The following is a 21687-nucleotide window of genomic DNA, read 5'->3' as shown; positions in this document are numbered from 1 at the left end:
TGCCGGGATTGGAATCATGCCGGATAGCAAACCAACCCTGCAAACCCTTCGTACTAAGCTGAAAGGCTTGTCTCTATGATCAAGAGCTCTTTTTTCCGCGCCCTGATGGTGGCAGCGGGTCTGCTGGCCGCCTTCGTGGCGGCGACGCCGGCGAATGCGGTCGTTGAAATCAACATCAACAAGGGCAATGTCGAACCGTTGCCGATCGCGATCACCGACTTCCTGCAGGGTGAACTCGGCAAGAAGATTTCGGACGTGGTCGCAGCCGACCTCAAGCGGTCGGGCCTGTTTAAGCCGATCGACCGCGGTGCCTTCATCGAAAAGATCAGCAACCCCGACGCCGCGCCGCGGTTCGAGGACTGGAAGGTCATCAACGCCCAGGCGCTCGTCACCGGTCGCGTGACGCAGGAGGCCGACGGTCGCCTGAAGGCCGAGTTCCGGCTTTGGGACACGTTTGCCGGCACGCAGATGACCGGGCAGCAGTTCTTCACCCAGCCTGAAAACTGGCGTCGTGTTGCCCATATCATCGCCGATGCGATCTATGAGCGCATCACCGGCGAAAAGGGCTACTTCGATACGCGTGTCGTCTACGTTGCCGAAAGCGGCCCGAAGACCGCCCGCAAGCGCCAGCTTGCGATCATGGACCAGGATGGCGCAAATCCACGACCGCTCACCAACTCCAACGACATCGTTCTGACGCCGCGCTTCTCGCCGAACCGTCAGGAAGTCACCTACATGTCGTTCGAAAACCAGCAGCCGCGGGTCTACCTGCTGCAGCTGGAGACCGGACAGCGGGAGGTTGTCGGCAACTTTCCGGGCATGACCTTCTCGCCGCGCTTCTCGCCCGATGGCCAGCGCGTCATCATGAGCCTGCAGCAGGACGGCAACGCCAACATCTACACGATGGACCTGCGCTCGCGCACGACGACACGGCTCACCAGCACGCCGGCGATCGATACGGCACCGTCCTATTCGCCGGATGGTGGCCAGATCGCCTTTGAAAGCGACCGCGGCGGACGTCAGCAGATCTACGTCATGGGTGCCGATGGCTCCGGTCAGCGTCGTATCTCCTTCGGCGACGGTTCCTATTCGACGCCGGTCTGGTCTCCGCGTGGCGACCTCATCGCCTTCACCAAGCAGTCGGGCGGCAAGTTCTCGATCGGCGTGATGAAGCCGGACGGTTCGGGTGAGCGCATCCTGACCACAGGCTTCCACAATGAAGGCCCGACCTGGGCGCCGAACGGCCGCGTTTTGATGTTCTTCCGCCAGAACGCCGGTGCCGGCGGACCGCAGCTCTACTCGATCGATCTGACCGGTTACAACGAGCAGGCCGTCCCGACACAGGGCTTTGCCTCGGACCCGGCCTGGTCGCCGCGGCTTGAATAGCAGGCTCGCCTTTGCGGCGGGGATTGTGGCGACGATGCCGCTTTCTCGCCGCAAAGTGCTGGTCTAGCAGGCGCCGAGCTTAAATTATCGATTTGTTAACCATAACTGTTGAATAGCGATTAACCGCTTCCGGTTACAGTCTGGCAACCGTGAATTCAGACACTTCTCAAGGAGACCGGCGCATGAGCCGAATTGACACCCCGGCCGCAGGCCGCATGCAGACCATCGCTCGCAACCCGGTCATGATCGCACTTGTCATGACCCTTGCCATCGCTGGCTGCGCCTCGAAGAAGAACATGCCGAACAATGCCAACGAGCTTGGTCTCGGCGCCGGCGCTGCAACGCCGGGTTCGCAGCAGGACTTCACCGTCAATGTCGGCGACCGTATCTTCTTCGACACGGACTCGACCTCGATCCGCGCCGACGCCCAGCAGACGCTCGACCGTCAGGCTCAGTGGCTGGCCAAGTACCCGAACTACGCCGTCACCGTCGAAGGCCATGCCGACGAACGCGGCACCCGCGAATACAACCTGGCACTCGGCGCTCGCCGCGCTGCTTCCACCAAGGACTATCTGATTTCGCGCGGCGTTCCGGCCAACCGCCTGAAGACGATCTCCTACGGCAAGGAAAAGCCGGTTGCCGTTTGCGACGACATCTCGTGCTGGTCGCAGAACCGCCGCGCCGTGACCGTTCTCGGTGGCGCCGGCATGTGATCTTCCGATCACGCATCGCTAAATTATAAGGGCGGCCTTGTGCCGCCCTTTGCTTTTTTACCACACTTTGGCCGAACTCCGTTGCTTTTTCAGGGTAATTGGAAAACTGTGCGGCAATCATCCAGATGAATCGGCGAGATGTATTGCGGGCCCCGATTCCAGGGTGGGAAAACCGGTATTCGAACAGGACAAATGAAATGAAGAAATTTGTCGTGGCTGGACTGCTTGGTCTCGCGGCCCTTTCGGGCCTGGGCCAGACAGTAAACGCCATGCCGCTTTCCGGGCTCATGGCCCGAACGACACACGCCGACACGGCAGGGGCGCACAGTCTTCCCGTCGTGAAGGTACAGGCGTCCGAAACCACACGGGTCGGCCAACTTGAAGAACAGATCCGCTCGCTCAACGGGCGTATCGAGGAAATGAGCTTCCAACTCCTGCAGATGCAGGAGCAGATCCGGAAGTTCCAGGAGGACAACGAGTTCCGCTTCCAGGATCTGGAAAGCGGCAAGGCCTCCCCGAAGAAGAGCGGCGCATTGCAGACGCCGAAGTCCAGCGATCAGGCGTCCGTCACCCCTCAGGTGACGGATAGCCAGACGATGGCGCCTGTCGATCCTGGCACCGGCATGGCCGCATCGGGTGCCAATCAGGGCACGACCGGTGCGGCACCGCCGACGACGCTCGGCCAGATCGTCTTCGACGAGAGCGGCAATCCGATTTCGACGACGACAGACGCACAGCCTGGCGCCAACGCCACGCCTCCCGGTGTCGATCCCGGCGTAGCACTTCCGGGCACCGATGGCGGGCTCAACGCCAATCCGGATAGCCAGCGGCAGACGGCAGCGCTGGACAACCCCGGCGACCTCTACCAGTCGGCCTATGGGCACGTGCTTTCCGGCGACTACAGCACCGCCGAACAGGAGTTCCGCGACTATCTCGATGTGTTCCCGCAGGGCGAAAAGGCAGCCGATGCCAGCTTCTGGATGGGCGAAGCGCAGTATTCGCAGGGCAAGTACAGCGAAGCCGCCAAGACGTTCCTGAATGCGCATCAGGCGCACGCCAAATCGCCGAAGGCTCCGGAAATGCTGCTGAAACTCGGCATGTCGCTTGGCGCGCTCGACAACAAGGAAACCGCCTGCGCCACGTTGCGCGAGGTGAACAAGCGCTACCCGAAGGCCTCGCCGGCCGTGCGCGCAAAGGTGACGAGCGAGCAAAGCCGCTTTGGCTGCTGAGACGCCGGCGCACCTGGCCGTTCTCGAAACGGCGAAACGATTTCTTTCATTCTTCCATCGGCCCGCCCGACTGCTCGTAGCTGTCTCAGGCGGTAGCGATTCCAAGGGACTGCTTCTTGCCCTGCACCGGGCGATCGAGGCAACCGGCAAAGCCGACCTTTCCCTTGCCGCCTGCACGGTCGACCATGCCCTGAGGCCCGGCTCCGCCGATGAAGCGGAGGCGATCGCCGCCTTCTGCGCCAGCCTCGGCATTGCACATATGGTCAAACGCTGGGACGGCCACAAGCCGACGGCGGGAATTCAGGCCGCGGCACGCAACGAGCGCTATCAACTGCTGGCGAGCGCTGCCGATGAATTCGGGGCCACCTGCATCGTCACCGGGCACACCCTCGATGACCAGCGCGAGACGATCCTGATGCGGTCCGAGCGTGGGCAGGGGCCCGGTGGCGCCGGAATGGCCCGCGCAACGCTCTACGACAGGCGCTTCTGGGTGTTGCGCCCGTTTCTCGGCCTTCGCCGCGCCGACATACGCGCTTTTCTGAGCGCGGAGGGCGTTGGCTGGTTCGACGATCCGAGCAACATGAATATGCGCTTTGAGCGTGTGCGCACCCGCGAGCGCCTCGCCGAAACGGGTGGCGAAGTGGCTGCCGCATGGGATGCTGCGTCGCGGGCGCGCTCCTCGGCAAGGGCCGCCGCCTGGCTGAAGCTTCATGCGCGCGTTCACGAAAACCTCGTGGTGAGCTTTGCGGGCGCTGCTGTCGCCGGATGCGTCGACGCCGACTGCCGCCGCGCGCTTCTGGCGATGGCTGCCGTCGTCGGTGGCAGGACGCATCCACTGGCCGCGGAAACGGTCACGCGACTGATGGCGTTTCTCGAGCGGGACGAACCCGGACGGCTGACGGCGGGACGCGTCGTGTTCGACAGGCGTGCGACCGGCCTTTACCTCTATCGCGAGGCGCGTGATCTGCGGCTTCTGGCGCTGAGGCCCGGCGAAGCCGGCATCTGGGACGGCCGCTTTACGGTTCGAAATGTCGGAAATGGCATGGTGCAGATCGGCGCCACCAACGATGGCGGCCTGCAACAGGAGAGACTTATTGCCGCAGGACTGCCACCGGGCGTTGCCAAGCGGGCGTCGGTTTCCGCGCCTTGTGTTGTATCCACAGACGACAATTGCGTCGCGAAGACCGACGTTGAGCCGCGCATAGGCCCCTACGACACCTTTTTGCCGGGTTTCGACCTGATCATGGCGGAGATGATTGCCGGATTGTTCGGGCGTCAGCCCTATGTTCGGTCGCCGGTTCACGATCTGTTGACAGAAATGGAACGGTAGTTGGCGGTTTGCCTTGGCAAGGCGTCGCCAGAACCCTATGTTAGGGGCAAGAAAGCGGCCCGGCGAAATGTGCGGGTCGTGACAGGTTCCGGGGAGTTCGATGAACCCTAATTTTCGTAATTTTGCCCTATGGGCAATCATAGCGCTTTTGCTGATCGCGCTGTTTAGCATGTTTCAGCAACCGACCGAGCGCACCGGCTCGCGCGAGATTCCGTTCTCGCAGTTCCTCAAGGACGTCGATGCGAGCCGCGTCAAGGAAGTCGTGATCACTGGCTCCAAGGTCATCGGCAGCTATTCTGAAAGCGGCGCGACGTTCCAGACCTATGCACCTTCGGTTGACACCGCGCTCACCGAGCGTCTGGAAGCCAAGGACGTGACGGTGACCGTTCGTCCGGAAACCGACGGCTCCTCCGGGTTCCTGAGCTATATCGGCACGCTGCTGCCAATGCTTTTGATCCTCGGCGTCTGGCTGTTCTTCATGCGTCAGATGCAGGGCGGTTCGCGAGGCGCCATGGGCTTTGGCAAATCCAAGGCCAAGCTTCTGACGGAAGCGCATGGCCGCGTCACCTTTGACGACGTTGCCGGTGTCGATGAAGCCAAGCAGGATCTGGAAGAAATCGTCGAATTCCTGCGCGACCCGCAGAAGTTCCAGCGGCTCGGCGGACGTATTCCGCGCGGCGTGCTGCTCGTCGGCCCTCCCGGTACCGGTAAGACGCTGCTTGCCCGCTCGGTCGCAGGCGAAGCCAACGTTCCCTTCTTCACCATCTCCGGTTCGGACTTCGTCGAAATGTTCGTCGGCGTCGGCGCAAGCCGTGTGCGCGACATGTTCGAACAGGCCAAGAAGAATGCGCCCTGCATCATCTTCATCGACGAAATCGACGCCGTCGGTCGCCATCGCGGCGCCGGTCTCGGCGGCGGCAACGACGAACGCGAGCAGACGCTGAACCAGTTGCTGGTCGAAATGGACGGCTTTGAGGCCAATGAAGGCATCATCCTGATCGCGGCGACCAACCGTCCCGACGTTCTCGATCCGGCCCTTCTGCGTCCGGGCCGTTTCGACCGCCAGGTCGTGGTGCCGAACCCCGATATCAACGGCCGCGAGCGCATCCTCAAGGTGCACGTTCGCAACGTGCCGCTGGCGCCGAATGTCGACCTCAAGGTTCTGGCCCGCGGCACGCCCGGCTTTTCCGGTGCCGACCTGATGAACCTCGTCAACGAAGCGGCCCTGATGGCTGCGCGCCGCAACAAGCGCGTCGTCACCATGCTCGAGTTCGAAGACGCCAAGGACAAGATCATGATGGGTGCGGAGCGCCGCTCCTCTGCCATGACCGAAGCCGAAAAGAAGCTGACCGCCTACCACGAAGCCGGACACGCAATCCTGGCGCTCAACGTTCCCTCGGCCGATCCGCTGCACAAGGCGACGATCATTCCGCGTGGACGGGCGCTTGGCATGGTGATGCAGCTGCCGGAAGGCGACCGTTATTCCATGAGCTACAAGTGGATGGTCTCGCGGCTCGCCATCATGATGGGCGGACGTGTTGCCGAAGAACTGACTTTTGGCAAGGAGAACATCACCTCCGGCGCTTCGTCCGACATCGAGCAGGCGACCAAGCTTGCTCGTGCGATGGTGACGCAATGGGGCTTCTCCGACCAGCTTGGCCAGGTTTCCTACGGCGAGAACCAGCAGGAAGTCTTCCTTGGTCACTCCGTTGCGCAGCAGAAGAACGTTTCGGAAGCGACCGCTCAGAAGATCGACAACGAAATCCGTCGTCTGATCGATGAGGCCTACGAGACCGCCCGCAAGATCCTCACCGACAAGAACCACGAGTTCGTGGCTTTGGCGGAAGGGCTGCTCGAATACGAAACCCTGACTGGCGAAGAGATCAAAGCGCTGATCCGCGGCGAAAAGCCGGCGCGCGACCTCGGCGACGACACCCCGCCGCATCGCGGCTCCGCCGTGCCTTCCGCTGGCGTGAAGAAAGAGGGTTCGTCGGGTAACAAGGGCGAAGAATCCGAAGGTGGGTTCGAGCCGCAGCCGCAATAGCGGTTTTGGTTTCAGACGCTTATCTCAGAAGCCGCCGCGCCGGAGGGTGCGGCGGCTTTTTGTTGCTACTGCAACGTTTTCCTTAAATCGCATTCGATTTAAGGATAAAAACATGCAGCAATTCGAAGTGCTACCGCGACCTTTGCGCGTCTAATAAGACGCGCGGCGCTGTATGTGCAGGATTGCACTTGGTAACGCGATGTAATGATTTCTGATGCTATCGTCGCTGCCGTTTGCATTGGTTTTGTGTCAAAGAAGAAACGAAATACTCTCGGCCTTTGCTTCGGCATCAAGGTCGCGGGGGCCACGGTAACAGCCGGAATGATATGAGGTCTGGTCAATGAAACCCAGTCGCGGAGCACGCAGACAGGTGAAGCAGGCAAAGCCTGCATTGACCCAGCAGAACGATGGAGTTCTTATGAAGCGCAAGTATTTCGGCACGGACGGTATCCGCGGTCAGTCCAACATCTTTCCGATGACGCCGGACCTCGCCATGCGGGTCGGCATTGCAGTCGGTACGATCTTCCGCAATGGCGCCCATCGCCACCGGGTGGTGATCGGCAAGGACACGCGCCTCTCCGGCTACATGCTTGAAAACGCCATGGTCGCCGGCTTTACGGCTGCGGGTCTCGATGTGTTCCTGCTCGGACCGATCCCGACCCCCGGCGTTGCCATGCTGACGCGCTCGCTGCGCGCTGATATCGGCGTGATGATTTCCGCGTCGCACAATCCGTTCCAGGACAACGGCATCAAGCTGTTCGGCCCTGATGGCTACAAGCTCTCCGACGATATCGAAGCCAAGATCGAAGCCCTGCTCGATCAGGATCTGTCCGGCCAGCTCGCCAAGGCGGAAGACATCGGCCGCGCCAAGCGCGTCGACGGCGACATCTATCGTTATCTCGAACATGCCAAGCGCACCTTGCCGCGCGACGTCACCCTTCAGGGCCTGCGGATCGCCATCGATTGCGCCAACGGCGCCGCCTACAAGGTTGCACCCCAGGCGCTTTGGGAACTCGGCGCCGAGGTGGTGTCGATCGGGACCGAGCCGAATGGTGTCAATATCAACCTCGATTGCGGCTCGACCCATCCGGCGGCCCTTTCCAGGAAGGTGCATGAGGTGCGCGCCGATATCGGTATCGCGCTTGATGGCGACGCCGACCGGGTTCTGATCGTCGATGAGAACGGCACCGTGATCGATGGCGACCAACTGATGGCTGTTATCGCCGACAGCTGGGCCGAGGATGGCACGCTGCGTGGCGGCGCGATCGCCGCAACCGTCATGTCCAACTTGGGGCTGGAGCGTTACCTCAAGGGCCGTGGTATCGAGCTGCGCCGCACCAAGGTCGGCGACCGCTACGTTGTCGAGCAGATGCGCCAGGACGGCCTGAATGTCGGTGGCGAGCAGTCCGGCCACATCGTGCTGTCGGACTTCGGCACGACCGGTGACGGTCTCGTGGCCGCCCTGCAGATCCTTGCGGTCGTCAAGCGCCTGGGCAAGCCGGTGAGCGAGGTCTGCCACCGTTTCGAGCCGGTGCCACAGGTCTTGAAGAATGTGCGCGTGTCCGCCGGCAAGCCGCTCGAGGATGCAGCCGTGCGCCAGGCGATTGCCGATGCGGAAGCCGAGCTTGCCAAGTCCGGCCGCCTGCTGATCCGTCCGTCGGGTACAGAGCCTTTGATCCGGGTCATGGCCGAGGGCGATGACCGCGGCCAGGTCGAGCGGATCGTCGACGGGCTGATCAATGTCATCGGCAGCGCGCGTAACGCTGCTTAAAAGCGTACCTTCAGAAGTTTCCTCCAGGGCCGGTGACAATCACCGGCCTTTTCTTTGCTCGCCAAAGAACAAGTTGCCGCAGCCCGGAGTATTAACGTTCCTTAATGCACACGGTAAACGTTTGTAGTTAATCGGAGTTTAACCTTTCCCCCTCATTATCCATAACCAACGTCAGGATTTGGACACCACTTTCATGGTGCACCAAGCAACCGAATGTATTGGAGTGGGCCATGAAGAGAATTTTGAGTGGCGTTGTTGCAGTCTTGCTCAGCGGCACCGCAGCTTTTGCTGCCGACATTTACCAACCGCCTGTCGAAGCGCCTATCGTCGAGCCAGTGATCCAGACCAGCGGCTGGTATCTGCGCGGCGACGTCGGCTACGCCTGGAACGACCTGCGCGGCGCGAATTACTACCAGGGAGGCCCGGGCGGCTCTATCGCTGAGTTCGCCTCGGCCGATATCGATGACTCCTGGGTCATTGGCGGCGGTGTCGGTTACCAGTTCAACAACTATCTGCGCACCGACGTCACGCTCGACTACTGGGGCGGTGGCGACTTCAACGGCTCGACCTTAGGCGGCTGCGGGATCGTCGCGGGTCCCTGCGTGTCAAGTGACACAAGCTCGGTTTCCGCCTGGAGCTTGATGGCCAACGCCTATGTCGACATCGGCACCTACGGCGCCTTCACCCCCTATGTCGGTGCCGGTATCGGTGCCACGCACGTGAAATGGGACGGACTGCGCAACACCAGCTGCAGTGTCAGCAATCCGGCAGATTGCGACCCGACGACGGATCACGGTGGCGAGAGCGATTGGCGCTTCACCTACGCGCTCATGGCCGGTACTGCGATCGACCTGACCTGCAATCTCAAGGCAGACGTTGGCTACCGCTTCCGCCAGGTCGATGATGGCGACATGTTCGGCTACAACAACGGCGGCGGCCCGGGCTTCGACGAGGGTTTCTACATCCACGAGGCACGCGCTGGTCTGCGCTACTCCTTCGGCAATGTCTGCGAGGTTCCCTACGAGCCGGAGCCGATCGTCTACAAGTAAGACATATGACGCTGAAATCATGAAGGCCGCCCCCGGGGCGGCCTTTGTCGTTTCGCCCAAAGCTTTGCGCAAATCCTAACGGGCATGGTTAACCGCGAGTTAACCTCTGTCTGCAATAGTTAACGCTGAACGAAGCAGCTGGTGGGTGGATCCTATTCGGCGATGGCAATGGCAGCGAAAGGGCATGGGCATGGAATGGCGAAACGGGATCTGCGGAGCCGCGTTCGGTGTCGGCCTGTTGCTTTCCGGTCCGGCAGTTGCCGCAGACGAGACCCTGATCGACGCCCCCGAAATCACGATTGCCCAGGAAGCAACCGGCAGCAGCGGCCTCTACCTGCGCGGCGACATCGGGTACGCCGGCTGGCGCGACGAAGGCGATCCTAGCTACCGCACCTTCGATCTGGGGACCGGTTACAGCAATATTCCGTTCGACGGTGCACGCTTCGATAAACCGCTTTCGGGCACCATCGGCCTCGGCTACCAGATCACCGACACTTTCCGCGCTGACCTCACGGCCGATTATTTCGAGGGTCGTTTCGACGGCTCGTCGCTTACTGCAAGCCCCTGCGCGGGGCAGGGTGCCGGCACGTCCTGCGCCTTTGCCGCGACGGCGGATTTTTCCGCGCTGGGCCTGATGGCGAACGCCTATGTCGACTTCGGAACGCTCGCCGGCTTCACGCCCTATCTCGGCGCCGGTATCGGGGCGACCAATCTGCGTTGGAATACCGCCTTTGCCAGCGAGAGCTGCGTTGCCGGCGGCGGCGCCTGTGCCGGCGCTCCGGCCACAACCTCATTTGATGGTCGCGACAGCTGGCGCTTCACCTATGCGCTGATGGCCGGCGTCTCCTACGACCTCAGCGATCGCCTGAAGCTCGATGTCGGCTACCGCTATTCGCATATCGGCGACGGCGAGATGTTCGGCTTCGGCGCCGAGGCGCTAGCGGGTGCGAGCGGGGCAAAGGGTTTCGACAATGGACTTTCCCGTCACGAGATCAGAGCGGGCCTGCGTTTCTCGTTCTGGTAACAATCGGTCGGCAGGCGCAGCCCCATCTTTGCTGATATTGCCTGCGACGCCATAAATATTCTCGATTGCGACACAAGTCGCTTGACTTCCTTCCGGACCCGCAATATTTCCGACGGCGGGACACCCTTCCCCAACGAAGGGCTATCTATCTGGAAGGATAGCACATGACGAAGCCTGCCAAGCCGGACATCCGTCCGAACAACACCCATTTTTCTTCTGGCCCATGCTCGAAGCGCCCCGGTTGGTCGCTCGATGCTCTCTCCGGCGCTCCGCTCGGTCGTTCGCACCGCGCCAAGGTCGGCAAGACGAAGCTCAAGCAGGCCATCGATCTTACCCGTGACATTCTTGAAGTGCCGGCCGATTACCGCATCGGCATCGTGCCCGCTTCCGATACCGGCGCCGTCGAAATGGCACTCTGGTCGATGCTCGGCCAGCGTGGCGTCGACATGGTCGCCTGGGAAAGCTTCGGCGCCGGCTGGGTGACCGATGTGGTCAAGCAGCTGAAGCTCGCCGATGTGCGCAAGTTCGAAGCCGGTTATGGCGAACTTCCCGATCTCTCCAAGGTCGATTTCGACCGTGACGTCGTCTTCACCTGGAACGGCACGACCTCCGGTGTGCGCGTTCCGAACGCCGACTTCATTCCCGCCGACCGCAAGGGTCTGACCATCTGCGACGCGACGTCGGCCGCCTTTGCGCAGAACCTCGATTTCGCCAAGCTCGATGTCGTCACCTTCTCCTGGCAGAAGGTACTGGGCGGTGAGGGCGCGCACGGCGTCATCATTCTTTCGCCGCGTGCCGTCGAACGCCTCTTGACCTACGTGCCGGCCTGGCCGCTGCCGAAGATCTTCCGCATGACCTCGGGCGGCAAGCTGATCGAAGGCATCTTCATCGGCGAGACCATCAACACGCCGTCGATGCTCTGCGTCGAAGACTACATCGATGCGCTCGTCTGGGCTGAGAAGGTCGGTGGGCTCAAGGGCCTGATGGCGCGTGCCGACGCCAATGCCAAGGTGATCTTCGACTTCGTTGCAGCCAACGGCTGGATCGCCAATCTGGCGGTCAAGGACGAAACCCGCTCCAATACGTCGGTCTGCCTGAAGATCGTCGACACGGACGTCGCCGCACTGGATGCGGATGGACAGGCAGCCTTTGCCAAGGGCGTTGTCGCCCTGCTCGAAAAAGAAGGTGTCGCGTTCGACATCGGCCATTATCGCGATGCACCGTCCGGTCTCAGAATTTGGGCCGGTGCCACGATTGAGGCATCCGACATGGCAGCTCTGATGCCGTGGCTGACCTGGGCTTTTGAGACCCAGAAGGCGACGCTGTCGCTGGCAGCGGCCTAACCCAAGCGTTTGCTTCGCTCTCGATGGGGAGCGAAGCCCTTGTACCGCATTCCCGTTCAGACCTGATCTTCTCAAGGAGGCCATCATGGCACCTCGCGTTCTCGTATCCGACGAACTGTCGGAAACCGCCGTCCAGATCTTCCGCGACCGCGGCGTTGAAGTCGATTTCCAGCCGAAGCTCGGCAAGGACAAGGACAAGCTCGCCGAAATCATCGGCAACTATGACGGTCTTGCCATTCGCTCGGCCACCAAGGCGACCGAGAAGCTGATCGCCGCTGCGACCAATCTCAAGGTCATTGGCCGTGCCGGCATCGGCGTCGACAATGTCGATATTCCGGCCGCTTCGCGCCGCGGTATCATTGTCATGAACACGCCCTTCGGCAATTCGATCACCACGGCCGAACACGCCATCGCGCTGCTTTTTGCCGTTGCCCGCCAGCTTCCGGCCGCCGACACCTCGACGCAGGCCGGCAAGTGGGAGAAGTCCCGCTTCATGGGTGTCGAAATCACCGGCAAGACGCTCGGCGTCATCGGCGCCGGCAACATCGGCTCGATCGTCTGCTCGCGCGCCATCGGCCTCAAGATGCATGTGCTTGCCTATGACCCGTTCCTGTCGAAGGAGCGCGCCGAGGAAATGGGCGTCACCAAGGTCGAGCTCGACGAGCTGCTGGCCCAGGCCGACTTCATCACCCTGCACGTGCCGCTGACGGACAAGACCCGCAGCATCCTCAATGCCGAAGCTCTGGCCAAGACCAAGCCGGGCGTGCGCATCATCAACTGCGCCCGCGGCGGCCTCGTCGACGAGAAGGCGCTGGCCGACGCGATCAAGTCCGGCCACGTTGCCGGCGCCGGCTTTGACGTGTTCGAGGTCGAGCCTGCGACGGAAAGCCCGCTCTTCGGCCTGGCGAACGTCGTCTGCACGCCGCATCTCGGTGCGTCGACCACGGAAGCACAGGAAAACGTCGCCCTGCAGGTCGCCGAACAGATGTCGGACTATCTCGTCAAGGGTGCCGTTTCCAACGCCATCAACATGCCCTCGATCACCGCCGAAGAAGCCCCGATCCTCAAGCCCTTCATCCGGCTTGCCGACGTGCTTGGCGCCTTCGTCGGGCAGGTGACGGAAAGCGCGATCAAGGAAATCGAGATCCTCTACGATGGCGCGACCGCAGCGATGAACACCAAGGCGTTGACCAGTGCCGTGCTCGCCGGTCTCATCCGGCCGCAGGTGGCCGACGTCAACATGGTTTCGGCTCCGATCATGATCAAGGAAAAGGGCGTCATTCTTTCCGAGGTCAAGCGTGACAAGACCGGCGTCTTCGACGGCTACATCAAGCTGACGGTCAAGACCGCCAACCAGACCCGCTCGGTCGCCGGTACGGTGTTCTCCGACGGCAAGCCGCGCTTTATCCAGATCAAGGGCATCAACCTTGATGCGGATGTCGGCAGCCACATGGTCTACATCACCAACACCGACGTACCCGGCATGATCGGCTTCATCGGCATGACCCTCGGCGATGCCGGCGTCAACATCGCCAACTTCCAGCTCGGTCGCGAGAAGGAAGCCGGCGACGCCATCGCGTTGCTCTATGTCGACGGCCCGGTTTCCGATGACGTGCTCGACAAGCTGCGCGCCAACGGCGCGATCCGCCAGGCAAAGCCGCTGGTGTTCAACATCGATTGATCATCGATGCAGCAGCCTTGCGCACCGCCTGGTGCGCAAGGCTGAAGGGCGCAAATCGGCCATGATTTTGTGACCTATGCGCCGGCGAATGGCCCGCTCGCCAAGGCGGGCAGATGATTGAATTCGAGAATGACCAGGAACGCATCGGAGCAAACCGGTGCGTTCTTTCGGTTTGAAACATTGATGACGGCAATGACACGACAGGCATTCCGCTGGCGCGAGGCCAGCCTTCCCGATCTCGTTTCGGTCTCCGAAATCCAGCTGGTGGTTCACGAGGCATTCCCCGAGGACGATCACGTGCTTGCCGATCGGTTGGAACTGAGCCCGGAGGGCTGCTTCATGCTGGAGGTCGGCGGCGTCACTCAAGGCTATGTCTTGAGCCACCCCTGGATCCGCCGTGCGCCGCCCGCGCTGAACGCGGTGCTCGGCGAGATCCCTGAAACCGCCGACACCTGGTACATTCACGACCTGGCGCTTTTGCCTGAGACCCGTGGATCCGGGGCAGGGGGCAACGTCGTGCCGCTGCTCGCCGATATCGCCCGGTCGGACGGCTACCACTCGATGTCGCTGGTGTCGGTCAACGGTTCGCGCGGCTTCTGGGAGCGGCAGGGGTTTTCCGTCCGCATGGACGAGCGGCTGGCAAGCAAGCTTGCAAGCTACGGCGAGGATGCGCTCTACATGGAGCGGTTGCTCGCCTGAAAGAGGGGCGCCGGCTCGGCCGGAAGAGGTCAATATCCGTGCGGGTTGGTATTAGTGTTTCGGGCGGCCCTTCTCGGCAATGGCGATGCCGCCGAGAACAAGCAGCAGGGCGATGAAATGGAAGGTGTGGAAGGTCTCGCCGACCAGCATGACCGACAGCAGCGTGCCGAAGACCGGGATGGCATTGATGAAGAGCCCGGCACGGTTGGCGCCGATCATCTCGACGCCGCGGACATAGAGCACCTGCGACATCAATGACGGGAAGATGGCGGCGTAGAGCACGATGATCCAGCCGGTCGTGTCAGGAAAGATCGCCGTGCCGTTGCCGATCTCCCAGAAGAGCAGTGGAATGGCGCTGAGCAGGGCGCCGAAGGCGGGTGCGGCGATGAAACTCTGCCAATGCATCGTGGGCTTCCAGCGCAGTGCCACGGTATAGGCGGCGTAAACGATGCAGGCGGCGATCATCAGGGCGTCGCCGAAGTTGAACTCCAGTTGCAGCAGGCTGGCGATGTCGCCGTGCGCGGCGGTGATCAGCACGCCGATCAGCGTCACGGTGAAGCCGATCACCTGTGCGATCGAGGCGCGGGTTCGAAACAGCATGAAATTGAACAGGAAGATCAGCATGGGGATGCCGGCCTGCAGGATGACCGCGTTGATCGCGCTGGTATATTTCAGCGCAGAATAGAGCAGGGCGTTGAAGGTGGTGAAACCGATGACGCCATAGGCCAGCAGCTGCAGCCAATGCTGCTTGATCTTCTGCCAATCGCGGCGGATCTGCGGCGTCATTAGCACCAGGATGATGAGAAGCGCAAACACCCAGCGAAGGGTGGTGAGCATCATCGGACTGACATGTCCGACGGCCATTTTTCCGGCGACCGAATTGCCGCCCCAGAAGAGTGCGGTGACGCAGAGATAGAAATAAGCCCTGGAATTCACGATGCTGCAACCTGCTGGGATGACGGGGATTGATTGCCGCAAGGGCGGGAGAGACGCAAGATATAGGCGCTAAATCCAGCGCTTGTCATGCAAAAAGGGCGGAACGCCCGTCATAACGGGGTCGCTTTCCCGGTGACAACACAGTATAGATGCGCGGGTTTTGAGAACAGCGCAACCCTACTTGCGCGCGTCAACAGGAAGAGAATTATGACGAATGTCGTGGTGGTCGGATCCCAGTGGGGTGATGAAGGCAAAGGCAAGATTGTAGATTGGCTCTCGGAACGCGCGGATATCGTCGTGCGCTTTCAGGGCGGTCACAACGCCGGCCATACCCTGGTGATCGACGGCGTCAGCTACAAGCTGTCGCTGCTTCCGTCCGGCGTCGTGCGTCCCGGCAAGCTCGCCGTCATCGGCAACGGCGTGGTCATCGACCCGCATGCGCTGATCGCTGAAATCGACAAGCTCGGCAAGCAGGGCGTGACGATCACCCCGGAGAACCTGCGTGTTGCCGACAACGCCACGCTCATTCTTTCGCTGCACCGCGAACTCGACGGCTTCCGCGAAGACGCTGCCTCCAACAGCGGCACCAAGATCGGCACCACCCGCCGCGGCATCGGCCCGGCCTATGAAGACAAGGTCGGCCGTCGTGCGATCCGCGTGATGGACCTTGCCGACCTCGAAACCCTGCCGGCCAAGGTCGATCGCCTGCTGACGCACCACAACGCGCTGCGGCGTGGCCTCGGCGAACCGGAAATCAGCCATGACGCGATCATGCTCGAGCTGTCTTCGGTTGCCGACAAGGTACTGCCGTTCATGGAAACCGTCTGGGTGCTGCTCGACAAGGCGCGGCGCAAGGGCGCCCGCATCCTGTTCGAAGGCGCGCAGGGCACGCTTCTCGACATCGATCATGGCACCTATCCGTTCGTAACCTCGTCCAACACCGTTGCAGGTCAGGCCGCCGCCGGTTCGGGCATGGGCCCGGGCTCGCTCGGCTACATTCTCGGTATCACCAAGGCCTATACGACCCGCGTCGGCGAGGGCCCGTTCCCGACCGAACTGCACGACGAGATCGGCCAGTTCCTCGGCGAGCGCGGCCACGAATTCGGCACCGTTACCGGACGCAAGCGCCGCTGCGGCTGGTTCGATGCTGCGCTCGTGCGCCAGTCGGTCGCTGCCAACGGCATCACCGGCATCGCGCTGACCAAGCTCGACGTGCTCGATGGCCTTGATGAACTGAAGATTTGCGTCGGATATACTCTCGACGGACAGCAGATCGATCATCTTCCGGCAAGCCAGGCGCAGCAAGCTTCGGCAAAGCCAGTCTATATTACACTTGAAGGCTGGAAGGAATCGACTGTCGGCGCACGCAGCTGGGCAGATCTTCCGGCACAGGCGATCAAGTATGTTCGCCAGGTCGAGGAACTCATCGGTGCACCGGTGGCTCTTCTTTCGACCAGCCCGGAGCGGGACGACACAATACTTGTGACGGACCCCTTTGAGGACTAGTGTCGGCGGACTGACATTGCGTCGTGATCGCAAACACATGCCTGAGCGTATGAGAAAGTTCTGATGGCGGATTTTGTTGCAGTTATTCGCAGGACCGTTGACGGCCTGTCGGAAAACACACCGGAAATGCGGGATAAGGTCTACGAGAAGGCGCGCGCCGCCGTGCGTCGCCAACTCGAAAATATGAATCCGCGTCCGTCGGACGATATGATCAATCGTCAGTTGGCAAAACTCGAAAACGCGATCGGCGAGGTCGACAGCGAGTATGCTGAGGCCCTGCCGGCGGTCGACGCGTTCGAGCCCGAGGCTGAAGTCGCGGAAGCGGTCGTGCCCGCTGAGGCGGAACCGGAACCGGGCGATGTCGTCGAGACGCCGGTCGAACAGGCCGAAAGCGAGCCGGTGACGGCGGCAGCCGAAGAACCGGCACAAGACGACGTTGTCGGCGATGCCGAGCCTGCTTACGCCGACGCAGTTGCCGAGCATGATGAGCAGACGGAAAGCTATGCCGAGACCGTGCCCGCGGAAGCACCGGCCGAATATGTCGAGGTAGCAGCCGAATACGCCGAAGCCGTCGAAGAGCAGGCCGAGCCGACTTGGCAGCCGCCGGTCGAGGACGAGCAGCCGGCCGACGCACACGCGCATGATGAGAAAATCGTCGCATCCGCCGAGCCTGCCGCTGAAGAGGTCTTTGACCACGCGCCGGTTGCCCCGGCCATCGAGCCTGAGCCCGAATCGGTGCAGGAAGCGATCTGGGATGCGCCCGCTGTCGAGCCTGCTTCGGAAACGTCAGCGCGTTCGGAATGGGAACTGCCGGACTGGGACGACACGAAGCCTGCACCTGCCTCGCTGGACGCGAAGCCGGACGACGGGGTCGACGATGCCGGTGCACCTGAGTTGCTCGGCATGCATCCCGTCGAGGAAAAGCCTGTCGAAATAGAGCCGGTGGCGCCGAAAGCAGATGCCAGCCGTTCCTGGTCGTTCGACGACGACGATCCGTTTGCCTCGATCACCGAGCGCCCCGCTCAAAAGGCCAGCGACGCCGAAATTTCCGATTGGTCGTGGCCGGTCGAAAAGACATCGCTAACGCCGGCCGCAAACTCGGCGGAATCCGCAAGCCAGCAGGAGCGCGCGGGTACGGCCTGGGATCACATTGACGATCTTCTGGGTCTTGAAGGCGGTGCGACGGCGGCAGGTGCGGGAGCGGCAACGGCCAAGGATATCGATCGCGGCATCGAGATGCCGGCGCGGCCGACTTCGTATAGCACGACGCCAAAGCCTTCGCGCTTCAGCGTCAAGCGCCTGGTGATCGCCGCCGGCTTTTTGCTCGTGCTCGGTGGCGGCGGATTTGCCTATTGGCAGAACCGGGAGGCGGGCAATGCCTGGATTTCCGGCATGGTCGCTTCGATAACGTCGGCCGTTTCCGGCAAGGGTGAGACGCCGGCGGAACAGCAGAGCACGCCCCCGGCGCCGACCGGCGAGACCGTGACGCAACAGCCCGGCGCGCATGACGACACGGCTGTTCCGGACAACACGTCGACGAAATTTACCCAGCGCCTGCTTGCCGATGGCTCGGAAACCGATGCCGGCCCGGCTGTCTTGAACGGTGAAAGTGCCGCGCAGGAAGGCAAGTCGGTCGCACCGCAGACCGAAGCCGGAAAACCGCAGGAAGAAGCGGCCGGTACGCCTGGTACCGACGCCGGAACGCCTGGTACAGGTCTGCAACCCGGCGCTCAGCCGGCACAGCCGGATGTTGCGGTTGCCAACGGCGAAAAGATGTTCCTCTACGAAGAGCGGCTTGGCCAATCCTCTCCGACCGCCATTCCGGGAACTGTCGCCTGGTCGGTCAAGGAGGAGTCTCCGGGTGGCGACGCCAAGCCGGAACCGGCAATCCAGGCTCAGATCACCGTGCCGGACCGCGGGTTGACGGCGCTGATGACGATCAAGCGCAATGCGGATCCGTCCCTGCCGGCAAGCCACGTGATCGAGTTCGTGTTCTCGCTGCCGCAGAACTTCGAAGGCGGCGCCATCGACGGTGTGCAGCGCGTTTCGATGAAGCGGACGGAGCAGGATCGTGGCGATGCGCTGATCGCGGTACCCGCCAAGATCACCGACGACTTCCACATGATCGCGCTCAACGACTTCGCCGAAGCGGTTGGCAGCAATACCGAACTGCTGCGCAGCCGCGGCTGGATCGATATCCCGCTGACATACCGCAACGGTCGCCGCGCCTTGCTGACGCTTGAAAAGGGCCAGAGTGGCAACGAAGCCTTCAGCCAGGCGATGCGCGCTTGGGGATCGTCAGGCAATACGGCAGCGACAGGCCAATAGGGCCGGACGAGTTGAAGCAGGAACAACAAAAAACCCGGCGAGAACTTCGCCGGGTTTTTTCGTTTCCTGTTATGCCAAGCCTCGGACCTATGCGCCTTCGACGACGCGCAAGGCTTGGGCATTCTCCAACGCCGCCTTGCGGACGGCGTCCTGGACCTTTTCAAAGGCCCTGACTTCGATCTGGCGCACGCGCTCGCGGCTGATATCGAACTCGGTCGACAGGTCTTCGAGCGTCAACGGATCTTCGGTAAGGCGGCGCGCCTCGAAGATGCGGCGTTCACGATCGTTGAGCACCTTCATCGCGTTGGCGAGCAAGGCCTTGCGGCTGTCCAACTCGTCCTGCTCGATCAGGATCTGTTCCTGATTGTCGTGGTCGTCGACGAGCCAATCCTGCCATTGTCCGGATTCGCCTTCGCTCGCCTTGATCGGCGCGTTCAGCGAAGCATCGCCGGACAGGCGACGGTTCATCGAGATGACCTCGTCCTCGCTGACCTTCAGGGTCGTGGCGATTTCCTTGACGTGCTCGGGCTTCAGGTCGCCTTCATCGAGCGCCTGGATCTTGCCCTTGAGTCGACGCAGGTTGAAGAACAGCCGCTTCTGGTTGGCGGTCGTACCCATCTTGACCAGCGACCAGGAGCGCAGAATGTATTCCTGGATGGCGGCCTTGATCCACCACATGGCATAGGTCGCCAGGCGGAAGCCGCGATCGGGCTCGAACTTCTTGACGGCCTGCATCAGGCCGACGTTGCCTTCAGACACGACTTCGCCGATCGGCAGGCCGTAGCCGCGATAACCCATCGCGATCTTGGCGACGAGGCGCAGGTGGCTGGTGACGAGCTTGTGAGCGGCGTTGCGGTCGTCATGCTCCTGATACCGCTTGGCGAGCATGTACTCTTCCTGCGGCTCGAGCATGGGAAATTTGCGGATTTCGTCGAGATAACGATTGAGGCCGCCTTCACCAGCGGCAATGGACGGCAAATTGTTTCGGGCCATGAAGCACCCCCCTTTATAGTCTCCGGCCTCCGGGCGGCAGGCCGGGCATGTGGGTCTTCGTCAAGACCCCACGAGGCTACAAAATAAGTACGGCGAAAGCATGATTCAAGGAGTCCGGTTTCACTAACATGTGACGCCGGAGGCAAGACAGATCACGAATAGAGGCGCAGTTAAAATTGGAATCCTGCGGCCGAAATTCAAGAGGTGGCGTTACGTTCCGCCACGCAGGGCCTCGACCAGGGCCGCCATGTCGTCAGGCACCGGGGCCTCGAAGTGCATGGTCTCGCCGGTCGACGGATGTTCGAACTGCAGCATGAAGGCATGCAGGGCCTGGCGGTGGAATTGGCTGACCACGGACTTTGCCGCCTCCGGCAGGAGGTTGGCCTTGGTGCGGAAGGCCGCGCCATATTCCGGGTCGCCGATCAGCGGATGGCCGATATGAGCCATGTGCACGCGGATCTGGTGGGTGCGACCGGTTTCGAGGTGGCATTCCACCGTCGATGCCAGGCTGGTGCCGTCGGGCTTTTCCAGATAACGCTCGACGACCTCGTAATGGGTAATCGCTTCGCGGGCGTCGTCGCTGTCCTCGCGTTTTACGGCGCGCTTGGTGCGGTCTCCCGCACGGCCAAGAGGGGCGTCGATGGTGCCCTTCAACTGGCGCGGACGGCCCCAGACGACGGCCCGGTAGGCACGCTCGAGCGGGCCGGTGCGGCCGTGATCGGCAAACTGGTCTGACAGATGGCGATGGGCGGCGTCGTTCTTGGCGACGACCATGACCCCGCTCGTTTCCTTGTCGAGGCGGTGGACGATACCGGGCCGCTTGACGCCGCCGATGCCCGAGAGGCTGTTGCCGCAATGGTGGATGAGAGCATTGACCAGCGTGCCCGTCCAATTGCCGGCGCCGGGATGAACGACAAGCCCTGCCGGCTTGCACAGGACGATAAGGTGGTCGTCCTCATAGAGCACGTCGAGCGGGATATCCTCGCCCTTCGGCTCCGGATCTTCCGGCTCGGGCAGGTCGATCTCGAAATGGTCGCCCGGCTGGACCTTCTTCTTCGGTTCGGTCACCAGCTTGCCGTTGATCGAAACAGCACCCTGCTCGATCAGGCTCTTGATCCGGTTGCGGGAAAACTCGCCCGAAAGTGCCTCGGTCAGGAAGGAATCGAGCCGCCCTGCGGCGTCCTCGCCCGCCGTCAGGACTTTCCTATTGGCTGCTGCTTGTTTAAAGGGGTCGTTCATTCCGTTTTAATTCCGATAAAAGGCCAATCATGACCGCGACCGCGCCCGATGACCAGGAAGACAAGCCGCTAGACCCGGCGATGGAGAATGTTCGCCGCAAGATGGTGCGGCTGCAACTCGTCTCGGCAGGCGTGATGTTGGTCATGCTTATGGCTGTCCTCGGAACGATTGTCTACAAGCTGACCCGCACGGACGAAAAGGCGCAGGCGCAATCCGCAGCCATCGCCGTTCCGAGCGAGGCGCCGGTCAATGCGGTTGCCGCCCTCCCGGCCGGCTTCACGGTGACCAACGTCGCGCTGTCGGGCTCGCAGGTGCTTTTCTACGGCAATCTGCCCGGCGCCGAGCCGCGCGCCATCGTTTTCGATATCGCCGCCGGCCGCATCGTGGCCGACATCACCGTCAGGACCAACTGACGG

General features: G+C 62.0%; 17 protein-coding genes. 14 read left to right on the top strand and 3 right to left on the bottom strand.

The window, feature by feature from the left end:
• Positions 1-75 precede the first annotated feature (75 nt).
• From tolB to ASD52_RS34045, 11 genes are all read left to right on the top strand, one after another.
• Complete coding sequence (tolB, locus tag ASD52_RS34095; protein ID WP_025424728.1) at positions 76-1386, top strand: Tol-Pal system beta propeller repeat protein TolB; 1311 nt, start codon at positions 76-78, stop codon at positions 1384-1386.
• A gap of 182 nt (positions 1387-1568) precedes the next feature.
• Positions 1569-2099, top strand: a complete 531-nt coding sequence (gene pal / locus ASD52_RS34090) for a peptidoglycan-associated lipoprotein Pal (RefSeq protein ID WP_025424727.1) — start codon at positions 1569-1571, stop codon at positions 2097-2099.
• Between the two features lie 197 nt (positions 2100-2296).
• Complete coding sequence (ybgF, locus tag ASD52_RS34085) at positions 2297-3328, top strand: tol-pal system protein YbgF (protein WP_025424726.1); 1032 nt, start codon at positions 2297-2299, stop codon at positions 3326-3328.
• Positions 3318-4658, top strand: coding sequence for a tRNA lysidine(34) synthetase TilS (gene tilS, locus ASD52_RS34080; protein WP_025424725.1), 1341 nt, complete (start codon positions 3318-3320; stop codon positions 4656-4658). The genes ybgF and tilS overlap by 11 nt, the downstream gene beginning before the upstream one ends.
• Positions 4659-4758: 100 nt before the next feature.
• The gene (gene ftsH / locus ASD52_RS34075; protein ID WP_025424724.1) at positions 4759-6702 is read left to right on the top strand and encodes an ATP-dependent zinc metalloprotease FtsH; all 1944 of its coding nucleotides are present in this window, start codon (positions 4759-4761) and stop codon (positions 6700-6702) included.
• A 418-nt stretch (positions 6703-7120) separates the two neighbouring features.
• The gene (gene glmM, locus ASD52_RS34070; RefSeq protein WP_025424723.1) at positions 7121-8473 is read left to right on the top strand and encodes a phosphoglucosamine mutase; all 1353 of its coding nucleotides are present in this window, start codon (positions 7121-7123) and stop codon (positions 8471-8473) included.
• Positions 8474-8703: 230 nt separating this feature from the next.
• On the top strand, positions 8704-9522 hold the full coding sequence (locus tag ASD52_RS34065) for an outer membrane protein (RefSeq protein WP_057206601.1): 819 nt from the start codon (positions 8704-8706) through the stop codon (positions 9520-9522).
• Between the two features lie 190 nt (positions 9523-9712).
• Entirely contained in the window at positions 9713-10546 is an 834-nt protein-coding gene (locus ASD52_RS34060; RefSeq protein WP_057226597.1) for an outer membrane protein, read from the top strand.
• Between the two features lie 164 nt (positions 10547-10710).
• The gene (locus ASD52_RS34055) at positions 10711-11889 is read left to right on the top strand and encodes a phosphoserine transaminase (protein ID WP_057226560.1); all 1179 of its coding nucleotides are present in this window, start codon (positions 10711-10713) and stop codon (positions 11887-11889) included.
• An 85-nt stretch (positions 11890-11974) separates the two neighbouring features.
• Positions 11975-13570: a phosphoglycerate dehydrogenase gene (gene serA, locus ASD52_RS34050; RefSeq protein WP_057217916.1), complete on the top strand. Its 1596-nt coding sequence runs from the start codon at positions 11975-11977 to the stop codon at positions 13568-13570.
• A gap of 192 nt (positions 13571-13762) precedes the next feature.
• Positions 13763-14269 (top strand): GNAT family N-acetyltransferase, encoded by a 507-nt coding sequence (locus tag ASD52_RS34045; protein ID WP_057206642.1) that lies wholly within the window; start codon positions 13763-13765, stop codon positions 14267-14269.
• Between the two features lie 51 nt (positions 14270-14320).
• Here ASD52_RS34045 and ASD52_RS34040 read toward each other — a convergent pair whose 3' ends face one another.
• The gene (locus ASD52_RS34040; protein ID WP_057206595.1) at positions 14321-15205 is read right to left on the bottom strand and encodes a DMT family transporter; all 885 of its coding nucleotides are present in this window, start codon (positions 15203-15205) and stop codon (positions 14321-14323) included.
• Positions 15206-15412: 207 nt separating this feature from the next.
• On the opposite strand from ASD52_RS34040, the gene ASD52_RS34035 reads away from it, so the two are divergent.
• Both ASD52_RS34035 and ASD52_RS34030 read left to right on the top strand, forming a co-directional pair.
• The gene (locus tag ASD52_RS34035) at positions 15413-16711 is read left to right on the top strand and encodes an adenylosuccinate synthase (RefSeq protein WP_057206594.1); all 1299 of its coding nucleotides are present in this window, start codon (positions 15413-15415) and stop codon (positions 16709-16711) included.
• A gap of 63 nt (positions 16712-16774) precedes the next feature.
• Positions 16775-19039 (top strand): hypothetical protein, encoded by a 2265-nt coding sequence (locus ASD52_RS34030; protein WP_057226558.1) that lies wholly within the window; start codon positions 16775-16777, stop codon positions 19037-19039.
• Positions 19040-19126: 87 nt separating this feature from the next.
• On the opposite strand, the gene rpoH is transcribed toward ASD52_RS34030, so the two are convergent.
• A complete protein-coding gene (gene rpoH, locus ASD52_RS34025; protein WP_025424714.1) occupies positions 19127-20032 on the bottom strand; it encodes an RNA polymerase sigma factor RpoH in 906 nt (301 codons plus the stop codon).
• Between the two features lie 210 nt (positions 20033-20242).
• A complete protein-coding gene (locus ASD52_RS34020; protein ID WP_057221564.1) occupies positions 20243-21271 on the bottom strand; it encodes an RluA family pseudouridine synthase in 1029 nt (342 codons plus the stop codon).
• A gap of 29 nt (positions 21272-21300) precedes the next feature.
• On the opposite strand from ASD52_RS34020, the gene ASD52_RS34015 reads away from it, so the two are divergent.
• Positions 21301-21684, top strand: a complete 384-nt coding sequence (locus ASD52_RS34015) for a hypothetical protein (protein ID WP_025424712.1) — start codon at positions 21301-21303, stop codon at positions 21682-21684.
• Positions 21685-21687: the final 3 nt, after the last annotated feature.

Source organism: Ensifer sp. Root142 (assembly GCF_001426785.1).
Taxonomy (GTDB): domain Bacteria; phylum Pseudomonadota; class Alphaproteobacteria; order Rhizobiales; family Rhizobiaceae; genus Ensifer; species Ensifer canadensis.
This window is presented reverse-complemented; position numbering and strand designations above follow the sequence as displayed.

Coding starts and splice junctions, on each gene's coding strand:
- tolB (WP_025424728.1), top strand. CDS start 76: ATGATCAAGAGCTCTTTTTTCCGCGCCCTGATGGTGGCAGCGGGTCTG.
- pal (WP_025424727.1), top strand. CDS start 1,569: ATGAGCCGAATTGACACCCCGGCCGCAGGCCGCATGCAGACCATCGCT.
- ybgF (WP_025424726.1), top strand. CDS start 2,297: ATGAAGAAATTTGTCGTGGCTGGACTGCTTGGTCTCGCGGCCCTTTCG.
- ftsH (WP_025424724.1), top strand. CDS start 4,759: ATGAACCCTAATTTTCGTAATTTTGCCCTATGGGCAATCATAGCGCTT.
- glmM (WP_025424723.1), top strand. CDS start 7,121: ATGAAGCGCAAGTATTTCGGCACGGACGGTATCCGCGGTCAGTCCAAC.
- ASD52_RS34065 (WP_057206601.1), top strand. CDS start 8,704: ATGAAGAGAATTTTGAGTGGCGTTGTTGCAGTCTTGCTCAGCGGCACC.
- ASD52_RS34060 (WP_057226597.1), top strand. CDS start 9,713: ATGGAATGGCGAAACGGGATCTGCGGAGCCGCGTTCGGTGTCGGCCTG.
- ASD52_RS34055 (WP_057226560.1), top strand. CDS start 10,711: ATGACGAAGCCTGCCAAGCCGGACATCCGTCCGAACAACACCCATTTT.
- serA (WP_057217916.1), top strand. CDS start 11,975: ATGGCACCTCGCGTTCTCGTATCCGACGAACTGTCGGAAACCGCCGTC.
- ASD52_RS34045 (WP_057206642.1), top strand. CDS start 13,763: ATGACACGACAGGCATTCCGCTGGCGCGAGGCCAGCCTTCCCGATCTC.
- ASD52_RS34035 (WP_057206594.1), top strand. CDS start 15,413: ATGACGAATGTCGTGGTGGTCGGATCCCAGTGGGGTGATGAAGGCAAA.
- ASD52_RS34030 (WP_057226558.1), top strand. CDS start 16,775: ATGGCGGATTTTGTTGCAGTTATTCGCAGGACCGTTGACGGCCTGTCG.
- rpoH (WP_025424714.1), bottom strand. CDS start 20,032: ATGGCCCGAAACAATTTGCCGTCCATTGCCGCTGGTGAAGGCGGCCTC.
- ASD52_RS34020 (WP_057221564.1), bottom strand. CDS start 21,271: ATGAACGACCCCTTTAAACAAGCAGCAGCCAATAGGAAAGTCCTGACG.
- ASD52_RS34015 (WP_025424712.1), top strand. CDS start 21,301: ATGACCGCGACCGCGCCCGATGACCAGGAAGACAAGCCGCTAGACCCG.